The following is a 20,110-nucleotide window of genomic DNA, read 5'->3' as shown; positions in this document are numbered from 1 at the left end:
AGCGCCGGGCGGCAGCGGGTTACTTCAGTGCGGCGAGCGCTGCGTCGTAGTTCGGCTCGTCCTTGATCTCGCCGACGAGTTCCGCGTGGATCACCTTGTCCTGCGCGTCGAGCACGACGACCGCGCGGGCCGTCAGGCCGTTCAGCGGGCCGCTCGTTACGTCGACGCCATACGCGTTCGCGAACGCGCGGGCGCCGCGGAACGTCGAAGCCGTCACGACGTTCGCGAGGCCTTCCGTCGTGCAGAAGCGCGTGGCGGCGAACGGCAGGTCGCCGGATACGACGATCACGACCGTGTTGTCGAGCGACGACGCGGCTTCGTTGAACTTGCGGGTCGACGTTGCGCAGGTCGGCGTGTCGAGGCTCGGGACGATGTTCAGCACCTTGCGCTTGCCGGCGAAGCTGGCGAGCGACAGATCGGCGAGGTCCTTGCCGACCAGCTTGAAGTCGGGGGCTTGCGAGCCGACGGCCGGGAACGTGCCGGCGAGATCGATCGGGTTGCCACCCAGCGTAACTTTGCTCATGTTCGTGCTCCGAAATAGCGCGCCGCTGCGGCGCGCGGGTTGAGACGGCGCGCATGCGCGCGCCGCGGGGCGTCACGGATAGAAGATCTGGACGCGGAAATTCGAGGCGGGCGCGCCGTTCGTGTCGAGACGGACGACCATCGTCCGCGTCGTGCCGGGCGGCAGCCCGGCGTCGATCGGCGTGCCCGGGCGGACGTAGTCGCGCGGCGCGAGCACGCGGCGCACGGTCACATGATTCGTGTCGTCGAGCAGCGTCAGCTCGAGCGACGGGTAGGCGAGTGCGACGCGGTAGCGGTTCGTCAGCGGCACCTTCAACTCCAGCACGCGCGGGCCGTCGAGCTGGCGCAGGTCGGCCGCGTCGAGCCGCAGCCCGTCGATCGCGCGCGGCGGCGTGACCGTGCAGCCGAGCGGCGCGCACGCCTGCCGGAACCAGTCCTGCGTGACCGGCCAGTCGATCATCACGGTTTCGCGCTGCCACCACGCGAGTTGCGCGACGAGCAGCACCGCGAGCGCGGCGGCGACGAGTCCGCCGAAAAAGCCGCCGAGCATCCCGCGTCGCTGCGGCGCGCGCGTCTCGCGGGTCACGGCGAAGTGCGGGCGATCGTCGTCGGCCAGTGCGGCGGGGAAGGGCGCGGCCGGTTGGACGGCCGCTTCGCCGGCGGCCGCGGCCGGTGCGGGGGCGCGCTCGTCGGCGTCGGCGCCGGGTTCAGGGACGGCTTGCGCCGGCGTGAATGCGAAGCGCGGTTCGCGCGGTGCGCGTTCGTCGTCGGGTACGGAGAAGTGCGCGTTGCCGACAGGTTCGTCCGCGTCGGCCGCCGACGGCGTGTGCGCGACGAAGCGCGGTTCGCGCAGGTCGGGTTCGGCGGGTGGCGTGGCCCGCGATGCGCCGGATGAGTCGGTTTCGTGGCGCGCCCAATCCGGCTCGGCCGACGCGACAGCGTGCAGTTCGGCCGGAGCCGATGCGATCGGGGCAGGCGTGCCGGACAGGTGGACGACGCCGGCGTCCATGGCCGGCAGCGCGAGCGGAACCAGCGGCTCGGTGCGTACGGTCTGCACGGTGTGCTGCAGGGACGGGTCGACGCCGGCATCGAGCCACGGCGCCCACATGTCCCAGCCTTCGGGCTGGTAGTCGGAACCGGACGTCGGCTCGACCGGTGCGTCGGTGGCGAAGAGCCGCGCGGGCGCGGCTTCGTGCTGCGGTACGGCGGCGGCCGGCCCGGCCGGTGCCGCCTCGGTCAGCGCCGGCTCGGGAACGAGCGACTGCGACGCGTTGAAGACCTGATGGCAGTGTCCGCAGCGCACGAGCCCGTCATGCAGCGAGAGCTGTTCCTGCTGCAGCCGGAAGACGGTTTCGCAATGAGGGCAGCGCGTCGCAAGAAGCATGTCGAGCCGGGCGGCCTGCTGGCCAGAGTGAAGGACAGCGCTATTCTAATGGCTTTCCCGCCGCGTTCCGGCGAGGCATACCCAACCTTCGTGTTCGCGCCAGACCGAGATGTCGACGTAGCGCGCATAGACGGCCGCGACTTCGTCCGCCTGGCGCGCGAGCACGCCCGACAGCGCGATGCGCCCGCCCGGTTTCACCTTCGATGCGAGCATCGACGCCATCAGTTTCAGCGGGTTCGACAGGATGTTGGCGACGACGATGTCGAATTCACCGGCCGGGCATGCGTCGGGCAGCCCGTACGTGACTTCCGCGTGGTTGCGTTCGCTGTTCTGCCGCGCCGATTCGACCGCTTGCGGATCGATGTCGATGCCGACCACGGGGTTCGCCCCGCATTTCTTCGCGAGGATCGCGAGAATGCCCGAGCCGCAACCGTAGTCGAGCACGGACTGGCCGGGCTTCACCGACTGTTCGAGCCACTCCATGCACAGGCGCGTGGTCGGGTGGCTGCCCGTGCCGAACGCGAGGCCGGGGTCGAGTTCGAGGATCAGCGCGTCGGGGTCGGGTGCGTCGTGCCACGAGGGCACGACCCAGATCCGCTCGCCGATCGGAATCGGCTCGAACTGCGACTGCGTGAGCCGTACCCAGTCCTGTTCCTCGACTTCGCGTACGTCGAACTTCGGCGTCTCGGCGACGCCGATCTCGTTCGCGGCCGCCGCGAGCAGCACGGCCGGATCGTGATCGGGCGACAGCAGCGCGATCACGCGCGAGTGCTGCCATGCGGTGCGTTCCGGAACCAGGCCCGGCTCGCCGAAGAGCGGCTGTTCGTCGGGCGTGTCGGCGTCGGCGTCCTCGACGGACACCGACAGCGCGCCCAGGTCGAGCAGCGCGTCGGACAGCGCCTCCGCATGCTCACGGGCCAGTTCGACGACGAGTTCGCGATAGCTCATGCTTACGCTTCTTCCGGTGCGACCTGCTGCTTCTGGGCGAGCCGGTGTTCGAGATAGTGGATGCTGGTGCCGCCTTCGACGAACTTCGAGTCGATCATCAGCTCGCGGTGCAGCGGGATGTTGGTCTGGATGCCTTCGACGACCATCTCCGACAGCGCGATGCGCATCCGGCGGATCGCCTGGTCGCGCGTCGCGCCGTAGGTGATCAGCTTGCCGATCATCGAATCATAGTTCGGCGGCACGAAATAGCCATTGTATGCGTGCGAGTCGACGCGCACGCCGGGGCCGCCCGGCGTATGCCACGACGTGATCCGACCCGGCGACGGCGTGAACTTGAACGGATCTTCCGCGTTGATCCGGCATTCGATCGCATGTCCGCGGAACTGGATGTCGCGCTGGCGCAGCGCGATCTTCTCGCCGGCCGCGATGCGGATCTGTTCCTGGACGATGTCGACGCCCGTGATCATCTCCGACACCGGGTGCTCGACCTGCACGCGCGTGTTCATTTCGATGAAGTAGAACTCGTTGTTCTCGTACAGGAATTCGAACGTGCCCGCGCCGAGATAGCCCATTTTCTTGCACGCGTCCGCGCAGCGGTCGCCGATGCGCTCGATCAGGCGGCGCGGAATGCCGGGCGCCGGCGCTTCCTCGATCACCTTCTGGTGACGGCGCTGCATCGAGCAGTCGCGCTCGCCGAGCCAGATCGCATTCTTGTGCGCGTCCGACAGCACCTGGATTTCGATGTGGCGCGGGTTCTCGAGGAACTTCTCCATGTACACCTGCGGGTTGCCGAACGCACGGCCGGCTTCCTCGCGGGTCATGTTGACCGCATTGACCAGCGCGGCCTCGGTGTGCACGACGCGCATCCCGCGCCCGCCGCCGCCGCCCGCTGCCTTGATGATGACCGGGTAGCCGATCGCGCGGGCAATCTTCACGATCTCCTTCGGATCGTCCGGCAACGCGCCTTCCGAACCCGGCACGCACGGCACGCCCGTCTTGATCATGGTCTGCTTCGCGGTGACCTTGTCGCCCATCAGGCGGATCGTTTCCGGACGCGGGCCGATGAACGTGAAGCCCGACTGCTCGACGCGTTCCGCGAAGTCGGCGTTCTCCGACAGGAAGCCGTAGCCGGGGTGGATCGCCTCGGCATCGGTGACTTCCGCGGCGCTGATCAGCGCCGGCATGTTCAGGTAGCTCAGGTTCGACGGGGCCGGGCCGATACAGACGGCTTCGTCCGCGAGGCGGACGTACTTGGCTTCCTTGTCGGCTTCCGAGTAGACGACCACCGTCTTGACGCCGAGCTCGCGGCACGCGCGCTGGATGCGCAGCGCGATTTCACCGCGGTTGGCAATGAGGATTTTTTCAAACATAGCGAGTATTCGTCTCTTCGAGGGGCGCGCGAACGGCGCCTGGCGAGCATCGGCGGTGCGCGGCCGGACAGGCCGCGCGGCGGGCTTAGCCGATCACGAAAAGCGGCTGGCCGTATTCGACGGCCTGGCCGTTCTCGACGAGGATTTCCTTGATCACGCCGGCCTTGTCCGACTCGATCTCGTTGAGCAGCTTCATCGCTTCGATGATGCAGATGGTCTGGCCTTCCTTGACCGTGTCACCGACCTGGGTGAACGGGTCCGCGCCCGGCGACGGCGCGCGATAGAACGTGCCGACCATCGGCGACGTCACGACGTGGCCTTGCGGCACGGCGGGCGCGGCAGCGGCGCCTGCGGCCGGCGCGGCAGCCGCGCCTTCGGTCGGCAGCGCGACCGCCGGGGCCGGTGCGCTGACCTGCGGGGCAAATCCGCCCGTCGGCTGGACATAGACCGGCGGCGCGTTCTTGACGATACGCACCTTGCCTTCGCCTTCCGTCACTTCCAGCTCGGAGATGCCGGATTCGGAGACGAGGTCGATCAGAGTTTTCAGCTTACGAAGATCCATCGGGAATTCCCCTTTCAATACGTGAAAGCGCCGGTGGGACCGGCGCTGAATCTAGATCGCGAAATCAGCCGCGCGACGTGCCTTGCAGCTTGTCGAGCGCGTACTCGAGCGCGTACAGATAACCTTTCCAGCCGAGCCCGCAGATCACGCCTTCGGCCTGGTCGGAAAAGTAGGAGTGGTGCCTGAACGCTTCGCGGCGGTGCACGTTCGACAGATGAACCTCGACGAACGGGATGCCAACACCGGCGATCGCGTCCCGGATCGCGACGCTCGTGTGCGTATACGCGGCGGGATTGATCAGGATGAAATCGGTCTGTTCCTCCCGCGCGGCCTGGATGCGGTCGACGAGCGCGCCTTCATGGTTGCTCTGGAACGACGCCAGTTCGGCGCCGGCTTCCTGCGCCCGCGCGGCAAGCGCCTGATCGATCTGCGCGAGCGTGACGCGGCCGTACACCTCCGGTTCCCGGGTGCCGAGAAGGTTCAGGTTGGGGCCGTGCAGCACCAGCAATCGTGTCATGGTCGCTTCTATTTCTGCGGAATTGCGCGAACTTTAGCGCTATTTAGAGAAATTTGTCTAGTTTTGCCGAACGGCCGCGCGCGCCGGACCTGCAAGAATTACCGGTGCGGCCGCAAAGTATCACCGAATTCCCGTGAAATTGCGCCGATCGACGCACAAATCGCCGCCAACGCGCAGGCAGCCGTTCAGGGCGATCACAACGCGTCGAGGGTCTTTCTCAGCTCGGCCGGTTCGATTTGTCCCAATTTTGTCTCGCGAATCTTGCCGGTTTCGTCGATGACGACCGTAAACGGCAGCGCGCCGGCGGTATTTCCAAAATTGCGGGCCAGATCCGCACCCGCATAACCGCTGACGAAAACCGGATAGTCGACCTTCACCTTCTGCAGAAAGTTCTTCACGTTCTGGTCGGAATCGACGCCGATGCCGATGAAACGGATCCCCTTCTGCTTGTATTGGTGCGACAGCGCGACGAGTTCCGGCATCTCTTCGACGCACGGGCCGCACCACGACGCCCAGAAATTGACCACGACCTTCTGGCCCTTGAAGGAAGCGAGCGACGCCGGCTTGCCGTCGACGCCGGTCAGCGACGCGGCCCACAGCTGGTCGACCGGGCTGCCTTTCGCGGCGGAGGCGGCGACGGCGACGCCGTCATCGGCGCTGCCGCCGCGGAACCAATGGCCGGCGGCGAGCCCGCCGGCGACGGCGGCGGCCGCGACCACCGCGAGCGCCAACATGCGTTTCATCATCATCGTTGAATCATTCCGGTTCGGAAGGGGCGTTGCTGGCCTCGAGCAGCGCGCGCAACACGGTGGCGTCGGCGCGGGCGACCCGGCCGCGGGCGTCGGCCTTGACCGCGCCGCGCAGGTCGTCGCTCGCGTAGAGCGCGACGTGAATGCCGATCGCGTCCACGTCGCGCCGCGGGCGCCACAGGAAGCTGAGCGTCTCGACGTCGGCGCGACCGGCGAAATGCCGCGTTTCGGACACGTCGTACTGAACGTTCTGGTTCAGCAGGTAGATCGCGACGTCCTTCGGGTTGTCGGTGAATATCTGCAAATGGATGTCCGAATGCGCGTTCGCGGTGCCGTTCAGCACCGCGCCCGTCACGTACGGATTGAACTCGGCGAGCCGGCGCATCCAGTCGAGCGCGATCTCGCGCAGGCGGCGCAGTTCGTCCGGCTGCGTGTCGCTCTGGAACAGGGCGAGGTACTCGCGCAGTTCTTCCTCGATCAGATCGTTATCAGGCAGCCATTCGCCGGCAACGCGCGTATCGCCGAACAGCTGGCGCGCGGCCTTGCGTTTCGCGCCGGCGTAATCGAGGCCGTCTTCCGCGATCAGGCGGGCGGCGGACTGGGCAATTTCCTCGCGGGCGCGCCGCGGGTCGACAAGAGGTTTGCGAGACATGATCCGGCAATCATACTCGATCGCCGCCACGGCCGAACGCGGTGCGGCCGGGTGCCGCCCGCCGCGCCGCGCGGCGTTCGGATCCATCGTTCGGGCCGCCGGGCAGGGCGGGCCGTCAGTTACAATGACGGTCTTTGTGTCGCGGCGAAAGTCGTTGGCCGGGCGGCCTGTCCGGCGTGCCGCAGACCTTCCTTTCCGAATCGACGGCGCCCGGCGGCGCGAAAGCATTCATCTATGCACATCCACATTCTTGGCATCTGCGGCACCTTCATGGGCGGTCTCGCCGTGCTCGCGCGCGAGGCGGGCCACACGGTGACGGGTTGCGACGCGGGCGTCTATCCGCCGATGAGCACGCAGCTCGAGGCGCAGGGCATCACGCTGATCGAGGGCTACGGCGCCGAGCAGATCGACCTGAAGCCCGACCTGTTCGTGATCGGCAACGTCGTCACGCGCGGCAACCCGCTGATGGAGGCGATCCTCGATCGCGGCCTGCCGTATGTATCGGGCCCGCAATGGCTCGGCGAGCACGTGCTGGCCGGCAAATGGGTGCTGGCGGTCGCGGGCACGCACGGCAAGACGACCACGTCGTCGATGCTCGCGTGGCTGCTGGAAGATGCCGGCCTGAACCCGGGCTTCCTGATCGGCGGCGTGCCGCTGAACTTCGGCGTGTCGGCGCGGCTGACCGATTCGAGTTTCTTCGTGATCGAGGCCGACGAATACGACACGGCGTTCTTCGACAAGCGCTCGAAGTTCGTCCACTACCGGCCGCGCACCGCGGTGCTCAACAATCTCGAATTCGATCACGCCGACATCTTCCCGGATCTCGCCGCGATCGAAACGCAATTCCATCACCTCGTGCGCACCGTGCCGGGCGTCGGCCGGATCGTGACCAACGGCCGCTCGGACGCGCTGGAGCGCGTGCTCGCGCGCGGCTGCTGGAGCGAGGTCGAGCGCTTCGGCGTCGACGGCGGCTGGCAGGCGCTGCCTGCCGAGGACGGCGTGCCGGTCGACGAGCGTTTCGCCGTGTATTCGCAGGCCGAGCGCGTCGGTGAGGTCGCGTGGCAGGTGCAGGGCGACCACAACCGGATGAACGCGCTCGCGGCGATCGCCGCCGCGCGCCACGTCGGCGTGCCGCCCGCGCAGGCCGCCGAGTCCCTCGCATCGTTCCGTAACGTGAAGCGGCGCATGGAAGTGCGCGGCAGCGTGGACGGCGTGACCGTCTACGACGACTTCGCGCACCATCCGACCGCGATCGATACGACGATCGCCGGTCTTCGTGCGCGCATCGGCCGTCAAAATTCCCGCATTCTCGCCGTGCTCGAGCCGCGTTCGAACACGATGAAGCTCGGCGTGATGAAGGCGCAACTGCCGGCAAGCCTCGCCGACGCCGACCTGGTGTTCGGCTACGGCGCCCCGACCGGGCGCGACGCGCTCGGCTGGAACCTCGGCGACGCGCTTGCGCCGCTCGGCGACAAGGCCCGCGCGTTCGACGATCTTCACCTGCTGGTGAAGTCGGTCGTCGAGGCCGCGCGCCCTGGCGACCACGTGCTCGTGATGAGCAATGGCGGCTTCGGCGGCGTGCACCAGAAGCTGCTCGACGCGCTCGGGAGCCGCGCGTGATCCTGTACCTGCACGGATTCCGGTCGTCGCCGGAGTCGCAGAAGTCGCGGCTCCTCGCCGCGCGCATGGCCGAACTCGGCCGCACGCACGAGTGGCGCTGCCCGTCGCTGTCGGTGTCGCCGCTCGAGGCGATCGCCGTCGCGGAAGCCGAGGTGGCCGGTGCGCGCGACGTGACGGTGATCGGCAGCTCGCTCGGCGGCTACTACGCGACCTGGCTCGCCGAAAAGCACGGCTGGAAGGCGGTGGTGCTGAATCCGGCGATCGTGCCGCAGCGCGATCTCGAGCAGTATCTGGGCGAACAGCCGCTGTGGCACGGCGGCGGGTCGATCGTCGTCGAACGCCATCACCTGCACGAGCTCGATGCGCTGCGCGTGCCGGCGATTTCGCGGCCCGAACGCTACTATCTGTTCGCGGCGACGGGCGACGAAGTGCTGGACTATCGCGAGATGCTCGCCCATTACCCGGGCGCGAAAACGCGCGTGATCGAAGGCAGCGATCATGGAATCAGCGAATTTGCCGACTATGTCGACGACGTTCTCGCCTTTTGCGACGAAAGAACGTCATGAACCCGGCGTCATGCCGATCGAATTCCCATCATCATGCGGCGCCGCAGATGCGGTGCCCGGCAGTCTGAACGAGAGTACTGAGTGAACGTTTTCTTCGAGGAATCGGGCAGTTTCAAGGCGGGCAGCGTGCTGTCGCGCCAGGGCGACGCATTTCAGGTCGAGTTGCCCGGCGGGCGGCGTGCGAAGGTCCGTGCAAAGGACGTGCTGATCGAATTCGAGAAGCCGGCCGCGAGCGAGCTGATGCAGGAAGCCGATACGGCCGCGCAACAGATCGACCTGGACTTCCTGTGGGAATGCGCGCCGGCCGAGGAATTCGCATATACGGCGCTCGCCTCGGAATATTTCGGCGCGACCTACGGCCCGGTCGAGCGCGCGGCGCTGGTGTTGCGGCTGCACGGCTCGCCCGTCTACTTCCGACGCAAGGGGCGCGGCCAGTATCAGCGGGCGCCGGAAGAGCAGCTCAAGATGGCGCTCGCGTCGCTCGAGCGCAAGCGCCAGCAGGCGCTCGTCCAGGCGCAGTATGAAGAGGAACTGAAGGCCGGCAAGCTGCCGGAAGCGTTCGCGGGCAAGGTGCTCGGGCTGCTGACGCGGCCGGACAAGAACGCGATCGAATACAAGGCGATGGAAGCGGCCGCTGGGGCGCGCGGCGTGTCGCCGGCGCGGCTGATGCTCGACTGCGGCGGCATCGCGTCGCCGCGTGCGCTGCACGAGGCGCGCTTCCTCGCGGAATTCTTCCCGCACGGCACGGGCTTTCCCGCCGTCACGGTCGGCCCGCTGCCGGACGACCTGCCGCGCGCGGACGTCGAGGCGTTCTCGATCGACGACATCACGACGACCGAAATCGACGACGCGTTCTCGGTCGAACACCTGTCCGACGGTCGCGTGCGGATCGGCGTGCACATCGCGGCGCCGGCGCTCGGCATCGTGCGCGGCGACGCGGTCGACGCGATCGCGCGCGCGCGCCTGTCGACCGTCTACATGCCGGGCGACAAGATCACGATGCTGCCGGACGACGTCGTCGACGTGTTCACGCTGAAGGAAGGCGATTACCGCCCGGCGCTGTCGCTGTACATCATCGTCAACCGCGAGACGCAGGAGATCGTCGCGAACGAGACGCGTGCCGAACTCGTGTTCGTGAAGAACAACCTGCGCCACAACACGCTCGACGAGCTCGTCAACGAAGAGACGCTCGCGGCCGGCACCGGCGACTACCCGCACAAGGACGACATCGCCGTGCTGTGGCCGCTCGCGCAGGCGCTGTTCGAGAAGCGCCAGGTCGCGCGCGCGGGCTACGGCCTGAAGCGCGAAGTGCAGCGCAACACCGACTACAACTTCTACGTCGAAGGCGAGCACGTGACGATCACGCCGCGTCGCCGCGGGTCGCCGCTCGACCTGATCGTGTCGGAGCTCGCGATCCTCGCGAACTCGACGTGGGGCGCGTTCCTGCACGATCACACGGTGCCCGGCATCTATCGCTCGCAGCGCGGTTTCGGCGCGCCGGGCCCGAAGCGCACGCGGATGCAGACGACGGCCGCGCCGCACGAAGGCCTCGGCGTCGCGCAGTACGCGTGGAGCACGTCGCCGCTGCGCCGCTACGTCGACCTCGTGAACCAGTGGCAACTGCTCGCGTGCGTGCAGCACGGCGTCACCGCGAAGCTCGCCGCGCCGTTCAAGCCGAAGGATGCCGACCTGTACGCGGTCGTGCAGGGCTTCGACGACACCTATACCGCCTACGCCGACTACCAGCGCCGGATGGAGTACTTCTGGTGCCTGCGCTGGCTCGCGCAGGAGCAGAAGAAGCAGGTCGTCGCGAGCGTCGTGAAGGGCGACCTGGTGCGCCTCGAGGAAATTCCGCTGCTGCTGCACGTGCCGGGGCTCGGCGTGCATGCGCGCGGCACGCGCGTGCTGCTCGACGTGATGTCGCTCGACGAGCTGACGATCGAGGCGTCGGTGCGGCTGCTGAACGTGCTCGACGCGCCGACCGTGACGAGCGGCGACGCGGCCGACGACGAAGACGAGACCGAAGGCGGCGACGACACGCTGGTCGATGCGGAAGACGCGTCGGCGGAAGCCGAGGCCGAGGCACTGGCCGAAGCGGACGGCGCGGCGGTCGAAGGCGGCGAGGCTGCGAGCGGCAACGGCCAGGAAAGCGAAGAGAGCGAAGAGGGACGCGCATCATGAACGCAGCCGCGTCGACGAGCGGCGCCGACCGCTACGTGGTGTTCGGCAATCCGGTGGCGCACAGCAAGTCGCCGTTCATCCACGCGCAGTTCGCCGCGCAGACGGGCGAGGCGATCGTCTACGAGCACAGGCTCGCGCCGCTCGACGGTTTCGAGGCCGCCGTGCGCGCATTCATCGCCGAAGGCGGGCGCGGCGCGAACGTGACGGTGCCGTTCAAGCTCGACGCGCACGCGCTCGCCGATACGCTGTCGCCGCGCGCGGCCGCGGCGGGCGCGGTCAACACGCTGCGCATCGAAGCCGACGGCCGCATCTACGGCGACAACACGGACGGCGTCGGCCTCGTGCGCGACATCGAATCGAATCTCGGCGTGTCGCTCGCGGGCGCGCGCATCCTGCTGCTCGGCGCGGGCGGTGCGGCGCGTGGCGTCGTGTTGCCGATGCTCGAGCGCGCGCCGCTGTCGATCACGATCGTGAACCGCACCGCGAGCAAGGCCGAGGCGCTCGTCGGTCAGTTCACGCAGGCCGCGCACGATGCGGGCTGCGTGCTGTCGGGCGGCGGCCCGGACACCGTGCGTGCGGAACCGTACGACGTGATCGTCAACGCGACGGCCGGCAGCCTCGACGCGGCGCTGCCGGAGTGCGACGCGGCCGCGTTCGGCGCGGGCACGCTCGCGTACGACATGATGTACGGCGCGCAGCCGACCGTGTTCATGCAGCATGCGGCGTCGCTCGGCGCACGCACGGCCGACGGGCTCGGGATGCTGGTCGAGCAGGCGGCCGAATCGTTCTTCATCTGGCGCGGCGTGCGGCCGGACGGCGCACCGGTGCTGGCCGCGCTGCGCCAGGCGCTCGCGGCGGCCTGACCGGAGCGCGGCAGGTGGTGGCGGTAAGCGGCACGCAGCGCGCGCGGACGATCAGCCCGACCCGCTGGATCGTCTATGCGGGTTCGGTGTTCGCGGGCGCGTGGCTCGCGACGCAGCTGTTCTATCTCGTGCAGATCGCGCTGTGGTCGTTCATCAATCCGGGTTCCACCGCGTTCATGCGGACCGACGCGTGGTGGCTGTCGCGCGACAATCCGCCCGCGCGGATCCAGCACCAGTGGGTGCCGTACGACCAGATCTCGCGCAACCTGAAGCGCGCGCTGATCGCGTCGGAGGATTCGACGTTCGCGACCAACAACGGCTACGACGTCGACGCGATCCTGCAGGCGTGGGAGAAGAACAAGGCGCGCGGACGGATCGTCGCGGGCGGTTCGACGATCACGCAGCAACTCGCGCGCAATCTGTTCCTGTCGCGCGAGAAGAGCTACATCCGCAAGGGGCAGGAGCTGATCATCACGTGGATGCTCGAGACGGTGCTCGACAAGGAGCGAATCTTCGAGATCTACCTGAATTCCGTCGAATGGGGCCGCGGCGTGTACGGTGCCGAGGCCGCCGCCCGCTATTACTACAGGATTCCCGCGAGCCGGCTCGGCGCGTGGCAGTCGGCGCGCCTCGCGGTGATGCTGCCGAAGCCGCGCTGGTTCGACGCGCACCGCGGCTCGGCGTACCAGGCGCAGCGCGCGGCCGTGATCGCCCGCCGGATGGGCGCGGCCGAACTTCCGCAATCGCAGTGAGCGGCGCGCCCGCGACGTCACATTGTCCGTTCCGTCGCCGGCGCGCCATTGGTGCGCTGCAGCGCATTCATGTCACCCGCATTTCGGGACATATCCATTAGACGAATTCGTCTATTTCGCTTTACTGAGCAATGCCCGCCCGCGCGGGATTTTGTTTGACGATATGGCACGAAATCCGCGCGGTTTTAGTGTTTCCGGGTAAACGCGAAAGCAGTTGAAAGGCTGCCGAAAAACAATGGTTCGGTAATCGAAGCATTCCTGAAAGGTGTGCACCGCACCGCGCGTCGCTCGAATATTTCCAAATTTTTCAAAGCCGACCCGCTCACGTATATTGGCCAGCGCCTCGGCTTATCGGCCGCAATCGAGGCGGGGGGCGGCTTACCCGGCTGCTCGACACAAAAAACATTCGAGAGAAGGAAAGCAACGATGCCAGCGAGCAAAGCGAAGCTGTTGTTGGGAGTTGTGTTCTCTTCGCTGATTCTGACGGCCTGCAACGACGACGTGTCGTCGTCCTCCGCAGCAGGTACCGACAATTCAGCCGATCCCGCCGCTCAGGTGGACAAGCCGTACAACGATCCCAACAGTTATTCGTCGAGCGCGACCGCGTCGCTCGACGCGTCCGCCGCGGTCGAAAAGGCCGCCGTCACCCATCACCAGATCACGCTGAACGGCAAGACGATTCGCTACACGGCCACCGCCGGCCACCTCGTCGCGCGCAATCCGCAGACGGGCGCGCCCGAAGCATCGTTCTTCTACGTCGCGTACACCGCCGACAACCAGCCCGCGGCGAAGCGGCCGGTCACGTTCCTGTACAACGGCGGCCCCGGCTCCGCATCGGTGTGGCTCCATCTCGGCTCGTTCGGTCCGAAGCGGATCCAGACGGGCGACCCGAACGCGAACGCGTCGACGTTCCCGTTCGTCGACAACGCGGAAAGCCTGCTCGATACGACCGACCTCGTGTTCGTCGATGCGATCGGCACCGGCTTCTCGGAGGCGATCGCGCCGAACACGAACCAGACGTTCTGGGGCGTCGACCAGGACGGCGGCGCGTTCCGCGACTTCGTGACGCGCTACATCGCCGTGAACCAGCGCGACACTTCGCCGAAATACCTGTTCGGCGAGTCGTACGGCACGCCGCGCACCGACGTGCTCGCGAACCTGCTCGAGACGGCCGGCGTGAAGCTCGACGGCATCGTGCTGCAGTCGTCGATCCTGAACTACAACGCGAACTGCGACATGGCGAGCGACTATGTCGGCAACTCGAACAACGGGGCGAGCCCCGTGAGTTGCGCGGGCTTCGTGCCGTCCTACGGCACCGTCGGCGCGTACTACCAGCTCGACAACCCGAACCCGTCGAGCCTGCCGCAATATGCGGACCAGATGCGCCAGCTGATGGCCGGCAGTTACGTGCCCGCCGTGAACGCGTATCTCGCGAGCCACACGCCGCCCCCGCCGACGCTCGTCACGACGATGGTGAATTCGACCGGCGTGAAGCAGTCGCTGTGGAACGCGGACTTCAACGTCGTCCCGACCTTCTTCGACAACAGCTTCCAGGTGTCGCTGATCCCGGGCACGCTGATCGGCCGCTACGACGCGCGCGTGAACGTGCCGTCGTCGAGCCCGCTCGCGGCGGACGGCGACCCGTCGAGCACGTTCATCACGAAGCCGTTCACCGACACGATCGGCAGCTACCTGCCGAACGTGCTGAAGTACAGCGCGCAGTCGGCGTATTCGCTCAGCAGCAATGCGATCCAGACCTGGGACTGGACGCACGACGGCCTCGCGATGCCCGACACGATTCCCGATCTCGCGGCTGCGCTGACGCTGAATCCGTCGCTGAAGGTGCTGTCGCTGAACGGGTATCACGACATCGCGACGCCGTTCTACCAGACCGAGCTCGACCTCGCGCGGCTCGGCGCGCAACCGAACCTGACGATCAAGGACTATCAGGGTGGACACATGGTCTATCTCGACGATACGTCGCGTCCGCAGGAGAAAGCCGACCTCGTGACTTTCTACAACGCGGCCGCGCACTGATGCGATGTGCGGGCCTGGCGACGCGCGCCCGTGGCGGCGCCGTTCGCCGGCCGTCGACGACCTCATTCCAGACTGGAGCCTGACATGAAGAAACGTTTCATCGTCGTTGCCGCCGCGCTCGCGTGCGCCGGCGTTGCAGCATTCGCATCGGTGTCCGCGTTCGCGCAGGCGAGCGACGCCGCCACCCCGGCGCGCGCGCGCCAGGCGCAGCTCGGCGATCCGTACGTGCCGCCGGCCGCGCGCAAGCCGACCGCCGGCACGCAGACGACGGGCGCCGCGCTGCACGCGCAGGTGGTGCGCAAGCTCGCGCGGCAGTTCGGCGCGGCCGATACGCAGAACACCGGCTCGATCACCGAAGCGCAGGCGCGCGCGGCCGGCCTCGGCTATGTCGCGAATCACTTCCGGCAGATCGACGCGAGCGGTAGCGGTCGCGTGTCGTTCTCCGACGTGCAGCGCTACATGCAGGCGCGCAGCACGAACCAGCAGTAAGCGCGGCGCGCATGACCAACACGGGGGCGGAACCCGCGACGTGTCGGGTTCCGCCCCCGTGCGCATGGCGCGGCCGTTTCGCGACGGCCACCGCAGCACTTTGCCGGTTTATCTCATTATCTGGACAACGCATTCAAATATTGGAGGCGAATGCGTGCGCTCCTACAATCCGAAGCACATCGACAGCTTCGGACCCACGCATCGCGCGGCGCCCGACGCACACGGAGACACATTCCATGAAGTTCGCCGGGCGCTTTCCTCGGTGCATCGACCGCCGCGTTGCCGCGACGCCCGACCTCGTTCCGGCGTCGCGACAGCGGCTTCCCCGATTCCGCTGAAGAAGCACGTTCCATGACCAAGATGCCCGATTCCCTTGCTCTCGACGCCCGGCGCGCGACGCCGGACGATGCGCCGCTCACCGACACCATCGGCGCGACCAGCACGCCGCTCGACCTCGCCGCGCAGCAGGCCGGCACGCAGACGCTGTTGCGCGGCCTCGCGATCCTCGAAGCGATCGCGAACGGCGCGCGCGACATGCGTGCGATCGGCGCCGCGCTCGGCACGACGCGCAGCACGACACACCGTCTCGTCAGCAGCCTCGTGCAGGCGCGCTACCTGCGCCAGGTGCAGGGCGGCTATCTGCTCGGCCCGAAGCTGATCGAGCTCGGCACGATCGCGCTCGAGCAGATGCCGCTCACGGCGGTTGCGCGGCCGCACCTCGAGGCGCTCGCCGAAGCGACGCTCGACACGATCCACCTCGGCGTGCGCGACGGCGACGACGTGCTGTACATCGACAAGATCCCCGGCACGCGCGGCCTCGAGATGCGCTCGCGTGTCGGCCACCGGATGCCGCTCGCGTCGACCGGCATCGGCAAGGCGATGATGCTCGACCTCGATCCGGACCTGTGGCGCTCGTTGTTCGAAGCCGCGCGGCGCGCGCTGGCCGGCGTCAACTTCAAGCCGGACAACCGGCCCGAGACCAGCGCGTTCCTGCAGCGCATGGCGCATTACGCGGCCGGCGGCTACACGTTCGACCTCGAGGAAAACGAGGCGTCGATCCGCTGCGTGGCCGCGCCGATCCGTGACGCGTCGGGCGCGATCGTCGCGGCCGTATCGGTCGCGAGCACGATTCCGTACATGCCGCACGACCGGATGGACGAACTGATTCCGCTCGTGCAGCGCGAAGCGCGAGCCATTTCCGCGGAACTGGGCTGGAGCCCGCCGCAGGGTACCCGCAGGATCAAACGATGACCAATTCGACCCGGACCGCTCCGGACGCCTCCTGCGCCGCACCGTCGCTGATCGCGCTCGACTGGGGCACGACGTCGCTGCGCGCGTATCTGTTCGACGCGCACGGGGCGCTGCTCGACACGCGCAGCCGTGCCGCGGGCGTGATGCACGTGCCGGCCGGCGGCGCGCGTGCGTTCGACGTCGTGTTCGAGGAAGCGTGCGGCGACTGGCTCGACCGCGCGCCGGGCGTGCCGGTGCTGGCAGCGGGGATGGTCGGCAGCGCGCAGGGCTGGCGCGAGGCGCCGTACGTCCAGGTGCCGGCCGGCGCCGACGCGCTCGTCGCGGGGCTCGTCGCGGTGACGACGTCGCGCGGCACGACGGTGTCGATCGTGCCGGGCGTGATCGCGACGGGCGACTTGCCCGACGTGATGCGCGGCGAAGAAACGCAGATATTCGGCGCACTCGCGAACGATCCCATGCTTGATGCAGATCGTTCAGGCGTACTGATCGGCTTGCCGGGCACGCATGCGAAATGGGCATGGGTGAAGGACGGGCTCATCGAGCGCTTCCAGACTTTCATGACCGGCGAGCTGTTCGCGGCGCTGCGCGATCACACGATCCTCGGCCGCACGATGCGCGCGAGCGAATCGCCCGACCGCGTGGCATTCGCGCGAGGTGTCGCGGTGGCTCGCGGCGCGCAGCGCGCGGGGCTGCTCGCGACGATTTTCAGCACGCGCACGCTCGGCCTGACCGACCGGCTCGCGCCCGATGCGCAGGGCGATTACCTGTCCGGCCTGCTGATCGGCCATGAGCTGAACGCGCTCGACGCGATGCTCGCGGAACGCGGCGTCGCGCTCGCGAACCAGCCGCTGCTGCTGATCGGCGACGACGGATTGTGCGCGCGCTACGTCGACGCGTTGAGCGTGTTCGGCTGCACGCACGCGCGCGTCGTCGCGCAGGCGACGGAGCGCGGCTTGTGGTGGATCGCGTCGCGCGCCGGGCTCGTGCGCGCGGACGGCGAGCCCGTCTGCGCCGACCAGTGAACCGATTGAAGAGGAACCGTCGATGTCGTCCGACCTTACGCTGCCCGCACCGTACACGCCGCACGCCGCGCTGATGCGCGCGTTCGACGCGTGTCCGCTGATCGCGATCATGCGCGGCATCACGCCCGCCGAAGCGGCCGACCACGGCCTTGCGCTGCACGAAGCGGGCTTCCGGATCGTCGAGGTGCCGCTCAACTCGCCGGATCCGTTCGGCAGCATCGCCGCGCTGCGCCGCGCGCTGCCCGACGACATGATCGTCGGCGCCGGCACCGTGCTGCGCGCCGAGCATGTCGACCGCGTGCAGGACGCGGGCGGCACGCTGATCGTGATGCCGCACAGCGACGCGGCCGTGATCCGCCGTGCACGCGAGCGCGGGCTCGCGAGCGCACCGGGCGTCGCGACGCCGACCGAGGCGTTCGCCGCGCTCGCGAACGGCGCCGACGTGCTGAAGATGTTCCCGGCCGAGCAGCTCGGCGTGGCCGTCGTGAAGGCGTGGCGCGCGGTGATCGACCGCGCGGTGCCGCTGATTCCGGTCGGCGGAATTTCCCCGGACAACATGCAGCCGTTCCTCGCGGCCGGCGCCAACGGCTTCGGGCTCGGGTCGGCGCTGTACCGGCCCGGCCAGTCGGCGAACGAGACCGCGGCGAACGCGCGCGCGCTCCAGGCCGGCCTGCGCGCGGCGCGCGGCGGAGCCGCATGATGGGACGTCTCGCGGGCAAGGTCGCGATGGTGACGGGCGCGGGCCGCGGGATCGGCGCCGCGATCGCGCGGGCGTTCGCGCGCGAGGGCGCGGCCGTCGCGCTCGTCGACCTCGACTTCCCGCAAGCGCAGCGCACGGCCGCGGCGATCGCCGACGACATCGACGGCGCGCGCGTGCTGCCGCTGCTTGCGGACGTCACGCGGCAGGATTCGGTGCGCGACGCGCTCGCGCAGACCGAGGCCGCATTCGGCCCGCTCGACGTGCTGGTGAACAACGCCGGCATCAACGTGTTCGCCGATCCGCTGACGATGACGGACGAAGACTGGCGCCGCTGCTTCGCGGTCGACCTCGACGGCGTGTGGCACGGCTGCCGCGCGGCGCTGCCGGGGATGGTCGAACGCGGTCGCGGCAGCATCGTGAACATCGCGTCGACGCATGCGTTCCGGATCATCCCGGGCTGCTTTCCGTACCCGGTCGCGAAGCACGGCGTGCTGGGCCTCACGCGTGCGCTCGGCATCGAATACGCGGCGCGCAACGTGCGCGTGAACGCGATCGCGCCGGGCTACATCGAGACGCAGCTCACGCGCGACTGGTGGGACGCGCAGGCCGACCCGGCCGCGGCGCGCGCCGAGACGCTCGCGCTGCAGCCGATGAAGCGGATCGGCAAACCGGAGGAAGTCGCGATGACGGCCGTGTTCCTCGCGTCCGACGAGGCGCCGTTCATCAATGCCGCGTGCATCACCGTCGACGGCGGGCGCGCGGCGCTGTACCACGACTGACGCAACGATTCGACAGACCGCACGTGCGACGGCCGCGCGCACGCTGCGTCGAAACCAACAAGCGGCTGCATTCCGTTCGATGAAGACAAGGAGACACTGGAGATGAAACGCAGAACCTTCGTAACGCTGGCCGCCGCGGCGGCAGTGGTGATCGGCAGCCCGGTCGCGCATGCGGCCGACCCGGTCAAGATCGGCTTCCTGGTGAAGCAGCCGGAAGAGCCGTGGTTCCAGGACGAGTGGAAGTTCGCCGAGATCGCGGCGAAGAACAAGGGCTTCACGCTCGTGAAGATCGGCGCGCCGTCGGGCGAGAAGGTGATGAGCGCGATCGACAACCTGTCCGCGCAGAAGGCGCAGGGCTTCATCATCTGCACGCCCGACGTGAAGCTCGGGCCGGGCATCGTCGCGAAGGCGAAGTCGCACAACCTGAAGATGATGACGGTCGACGACCGCCTCGTCGACGGCGCGGGCAAGCCGATCGATGCGGTGCCGCACATGGGGATCTCCGCGTACAACATCGGCAAGCAGGTCGGCGACGGCATCGCGGCCGAGATCAAGAAGCGCGGCTGGGACATGAAGGACGTCGGCGCGATCGACATCACCTACGAGCAGCTGCCGACCGCGCACGACCGCACGAGCGGCGCGACCGACGCGCTGGTGGCGGCCGGCTTCCCGAAGGCGAACGTGATCGCGGCGCCGCAGGCGAAGACCGACACCGAGAACGCGTTCAACGCGGCGAACATCGCGCTCACCAAGAACCCGCAGTTCAAGCACTGGGTCGCGTACGGCCTGAACGACGAGGCCGTGCTCGGCGCGGTGCGCGCGGCGGAAGGACGCGGCTTCAAGGCGGACAACATGATCGGCATCGGCATCGGCGGTTCCGATTCGGCGCTGAACGAGTTCAAGAAGCCGCAGCCGACGGGCTTCTACGGCACCGTGATCATCAGCCCGAAGCGCCACGGCGAGGAAACCTCGGACCTGATGTACGCGTGGATCACGCAGGGCAAGGCACCGCCGGCGCTGACGCTGACGACGGGCATGCTCGCGACGCGCGACAACGTGTCGAAGGTGCGCGAGGAGATGGGGCTCGCATCGAAGTAAGCGGCCCGCCGGCTGCCGCGGCGATGCGGCGGCCGGCGATCGATGGAA

General features: G+C 68.2%; 20 protein-coding genes. 12 read left to right on the top strand and 8 right to left on the bottom strand.

All coding sequences use genetic code 11. The annotated features are described in order from the left end of the window. Positions 1 to 19: 19 nt before the first annotated feature. The 8 genes from tpx to ACV22V_RS24370 form a co-directional block, all read right to left on the bottom strand. Positions 20 to 523, bottom strand: coding sequence for a thiol peroxidase (tpx, locus tag ACV22V_RS24405; RefSeq protein ID WP_059535219.1), 504 nt, complete (start codon positions 521 to 523; stop codon positions 20 to 22). A gap of 72 nt (positions 524 to 595) precedes the next feature. Beyond that, positions 596 to 1,906, bottom strand: coding sequence for a DUF3426 domain-containing protein (locus ACV22V_RS24400; protein ID WP_448015762.1), 1,311 nt, complete (start codon positions 1,904 to 1,906; stop codon positions 596 to 598). A gap of 45 nt (positions 1,907 to 1,951) precedes the next feature. Continuing rightward, positions 1,952 to 2,854: a 50S ribosomal protein L11 methyltransferase gene (prmA, locus tag ACV22V_RS24395; RefSeq protein ID WP_059535223.1), complete on the bottom strand. Its 903-nt coding sequence runs from the start codon at positions 2,852 to 2,854 to the stop codon at positions 1,952 to 1,954. Between the two features lie 2 nt (positions 2,855 to 2,856). Then, on the bottom strand, positions 2,857 to 4,224 hold the full coding sequence (accC, locus tag ACV22V_RS24390; protein ID WP_059535225.1) for an acetyl-CoA carboxylase biotin carboxylase subunit: 1,368 nt from the start codon (positions 4,222 to 4,224) through the stop codon (positions 2,857 to 2,859). Positions 4,225 to 4,309: 85 nt separating this feature from the next. Then, on the bottom strand, positions 4,310 to 4,786 hold the full coding sequence (gene accB / locus ACV22V_RS24385; protein WP_059535226.1) for an acetyl-CoA carboxylase biotin carboxyl carrier protein: 477 nt from the start codon (positions 4,784 to 4,786) through the stop codon (positions 4,310 to 4,312). A gap of 64 nt (positions 4,787 to 4,850) precedes the next feature. Beyond that, a complete protein-coding gene (gene aroQ, locus ACV22V_RS24380; RefSeq protein WP_448015761.1) occupies positions 4,851 to 5,303 on the bottom strand; it encodes a type II 3-dehydroquinate dehydratase in 453 nt (150 codons plus the stop codon). A 194-nt stretch (positions 5,304 to 5,497) separates the two neighbouring features. Next, entirely contained in the window at positions 5,498 to 6,052 is a 555-nt protein-coding gene (locus ACV22V_RS24375; RefSeq protein ID WP_448015760.1) for a TlpA family protein disulfide reductase, read from the bottom strand. A gap of 7 nt (positions 6,053 to 6,059) precedes the next feature. Next, positions 6,060 to 6,704, bottom strand: a complete 645-nt coding sequence (locus tag ACV22V_RS24370) for a hypothetical protein (protein ID WP_059535498.1) — start codon at positions 6,702 to 6,704, stop codon at positions 6,060 to 6,062. A 234-nt stretch (positions 6,705 to 6,938) separates the two neighbouring features. Between ACV22V_RS24370 and mpl the strand changes: the two genes are divergently transcribed. The 12 genes from mpl to ACV22V_RS24310 all read left to right on the top strand — a co-directional run bounded on the left by mpl (position 6,939) and on the right by ACV22V_RS24310 (position 20,062). After that, a complete protein-coding gene (gene mpl, locus ACV22V_RS24365) occupies positions 6,939 to 8,324 on the top strand; it encodes a UDP-N-acetylmuramate:L-alanyl-gamma-D-glutamyl-meso-diaminopimelate ligase (protein WP_448015759.1) in 1,386 nt (461 codons plus the stop codon). Further along, a complete protein-coding gene (locus ACV22V_RS24360) occupies positions 8,321 to 8,890 on the top strand; it encodes a YqiA/YcfP family alpha/beta fold hydrolase (protein ID WP_059700721.1) in 570 nt (189 codons plus the stop codon). Before mpl ends, ACV22V_RS24360 begins: the two co-directional genes overlap by 4 nt. Positions 8,891 to 8,971: 81 nt before the next feature. After that, entirely contained in the window at positions 8,972 to 11,071 is a 2,100-nt protein-coding gene (locus tag ACV22V_RS24355) for an RNB domain-containing ribonuclease (RefSeq protein WP_059820712.1), read from the top strand. Further along, positions 11,068 to 11,934: a shikimate dehydrogenase gene (aroE, locus tag ACV22V_RS24350; RefSeq protein ID WP_059689097.1), complete on the top strand. Its 867-nt coding sequence runs from the start codon at positions 11,068 to 11,070 to the stop codon at positions 11,932 to 11,934. Before ACV22V_RS24355 ends, aroE begins: the two co-directional genes overlap by 4 nt. A gap of 14 nt (positions 11,935 to 11,948) precedes the next feature. Continuing rightward, a complete protein-coding gene (gene mtgA, locus ACV22V_RS24345; RefSeq protein ID WP_448015758.1) occupies positions 11,949 to 12,686 on the top strand; it encodes a monofunctional biosynthetic peptidoglycan transglycosylase in 738 nt (245 codons plus the stop codon). Positions 12,687 to 13,112: 426 nt separating this feature from the next. Then, positions 13,113 to 14,723: a S10 family peptidase gene (locus tag ACV22V_RS24340; protein WP_448015757.1), complete on the top strand. Its 1,611-nt coding sequence runs from the start codon at positions 13,113 to 13,115 to the stop codon at positions 14,721 to 14,723. Between the two features lie 84 nt (positions 14,724 to 14,807). Further along, a complete protein-coding gene (locus ACV22V_RS24335) occupies positions 14,808 to 15,212 on the top strand; it encodes an EF-hand domain-containing protein (RefSeq protein ID WP_223962796.1) in 405 nt (134 codons plus the stop codon). Positions 15,213 to 15,563: 351 nt separating this feature from the next. Next, complete coding sequence (locus tag ACV22V_RS24330) at positions 15,564 to 16,463, top strand: IclR family transcriptional regulator (protein ID WP_059465354.1); 900 nt, start codon at positions 15,564 to 15,566, stop codon at positions 16,461 to 16,463. Further along, positions 16,460 to 17,485, top strand: coding sequence for a 2-dehydro-3-deoxygalactonokinase (locus tag ACV22V_RS24325; protein ID WP_448015756.1), 1,026 nt, complete (start codon positions 16,460 to 16,462; stop codon positions 17,483 to 17,485). The genes ACV22V_RS24330 and ACV22V_RS24325 overlap by 4 nt, the downstream gene beginning before the upstream one ends. Positions 17,486 to 17,507: 22 nt before the next feature. After that, a complete protein-coding gene (locus tag ACV22V_RS24320) occupies positions 17,508 to 18,185 on the top strand; it encodes a 2-dehydro-3-deoxy-6-phosphogalactonate aldolase (RefSeq protein WP_448015755.1) in 678 nt (225 codons plus the stop codon). Then, positions 18,185 to 18,964: an SDR family oxidoreductase gene (locus tag ACV22V_RS24315; RefSeq protein WP_059700746.1), complete on the top strand. Its 780-nt coding sequence runs from the start codon at positions 18,185 to 18,187 to the stop codon at positions 18,962 to 18,964. Before ACV22V_RS24320 ends, ACV22V_RS24315 begins: the two co-directional genes overlap by 1 nt. Positions 18,965 to 19,066: 102 nt before the next feature. After that, positions 19,067 to 20,062 carry an arabinose ABC transporter substrate-binding protein gene (locus ACV22V_RS24310; RefSeq protein WP_059535248.1) on the top strand — a complete coding sequence of 332 codons (996 nt, stop codon included), beginning with the start codon at positions 19,067 to 19,069 and terminating at the stop codon, positions 20,060 to 20,062. Positions 20,063 to 20,110: the final 48 nt, after the last annotated feature.

The organism is Burkholderia sp. AW33-5, from assembly GCF_053427615.1.
This window is presented reverse-complemented; position numbering and strand designations above follow the sequence as displayed.

What these genes read in the sequence shown, in the direction of transcription:
- ACV22V_RS24400 (WP_448015762.1), bottom strand. Translation starts at nt 1,906, where the DNA reads ATGCTTCTTGCGACGCGCTGCCCTCATTGCGAAACCGTCTTCCGGCTG.
- ACV22V_RS24310 (WP_059535248.1), top strand. Translation starts at nt 19,067, where the DNA reads ATGAAACGCAGAACCTTCGTAACGCTGGCCGCCGCGGCGGCAGTGGTG.
- aroQ (WP_448015761.1), bottom strand. Translation starts at nt 5,303, where the DNA reads ATGACACGATTGCTGGTGCTGCACGGCCCCAACCTGAACCTTCTCGGC.
- ACV22V_RS24325 (WP_448015756.1), top strand. Translation starts at nt 16,460, where the DNA reads ATGACCAATTCGACCCGGACCGCTCCGGACGCCTCCTGCGCCGCACCG.
- ACV22V_RS24370 (WP_059535498.1), bottom strand. Translation starts at nt 6,704, where the DNA reads ATGTCTCGCAAACCTCTTGTCGACCCGCGGCGCGCCCGCGAGGAAATT.
- aroE (WP_059689097.1), top strand. Translation starts at nt 11,068, where the DNA reads ATGAACGCAGCCGCGTCGACGAGCGGCGCCGACCGCTACGTGGTGTTC.
- accB (WP_059535226.1), bottom strand. Translation starts at nt 4,786, where the DNA reads ATGGATCTTCGTAAGCTGAAAACTCTGATCGACCTCGTCTCCGAATCC.
- accC (WP_059535225.1), bottom strand. Translation starts at nt 4,224, where the DNA reads ATGTTTGAAAAAATCCTCATTGCCAACCGCGGTGAAATCGCGCTGCGC.
- ACV22V_RS24340 (WP_448015757.1), top strand. Translation starts at nt 13,113, where the DNA reads ATGCCAGCGAGCAAAGCGAAGCTGTTGTTGGGAGTTGTGTTCTCTTCG.
- ACV22V_RS24320 (WP_448015755.1), top strand. Translation starts at nt 17,508, where the DNA reads ATGTCGTCCGACCTTACGCTGCCCGCACCGTACACGCCGCACGCCGCG.
- mpl (WP_448015759.1), top strand. Translation starts at nt 6,939, where the DNA reads ATGCACATCCACATTCTTGGCATCTGCGGCACCTTCATGGGCGGTCTC.
- tpx (WP_059535219.1), bottom strand. Translation starts at nt 523, where the DNA reads ATGAGCAAAGTTACGCTGGGTGGCAACCCGATCGATCTCGCCGGCACG.
- prmA (WP_059535223.1), bottom strand. Translation starts at nt 2,854, where the DNA reads ATGAGCTATCGCGAACTCGTCGTCGAACTGGCCCGTGAGCATGCGGAG.
- ACV22V_RS24335 (WP_223962796.1), top strand. Translation starts at nt 14,808, where the DNA reads ATGAAGAAACGTTTCATCGTCGTTGCCGCCGCGCTCGCGTGCGCCGGC.
- ACV22V_RS24315 (WP_059700746.1), top strand. Translation starts at nt 18,185, where the DNA reads ATGGGACGTCTCGCGGGCAAGGTCGCGATGGTGACGGGCGCGGGCCGC.
- ACV22V_RS24330 (WP_059465354.1), top strand. Translation starts at nt 15,564, where the DNA reads ATGACCAAGATGCCCGATTCCCTTGCTCTCGACGCCCGGCGCGCGACG.
- ACV22V_RS24375 (WP_448015760.1), bottom strand. Translation starts at nt 6,052, where the DNA reads ATGATGATGAAACGCATGTTGGCGCTCGCGGTGGTCGCGGCCGCCGCC.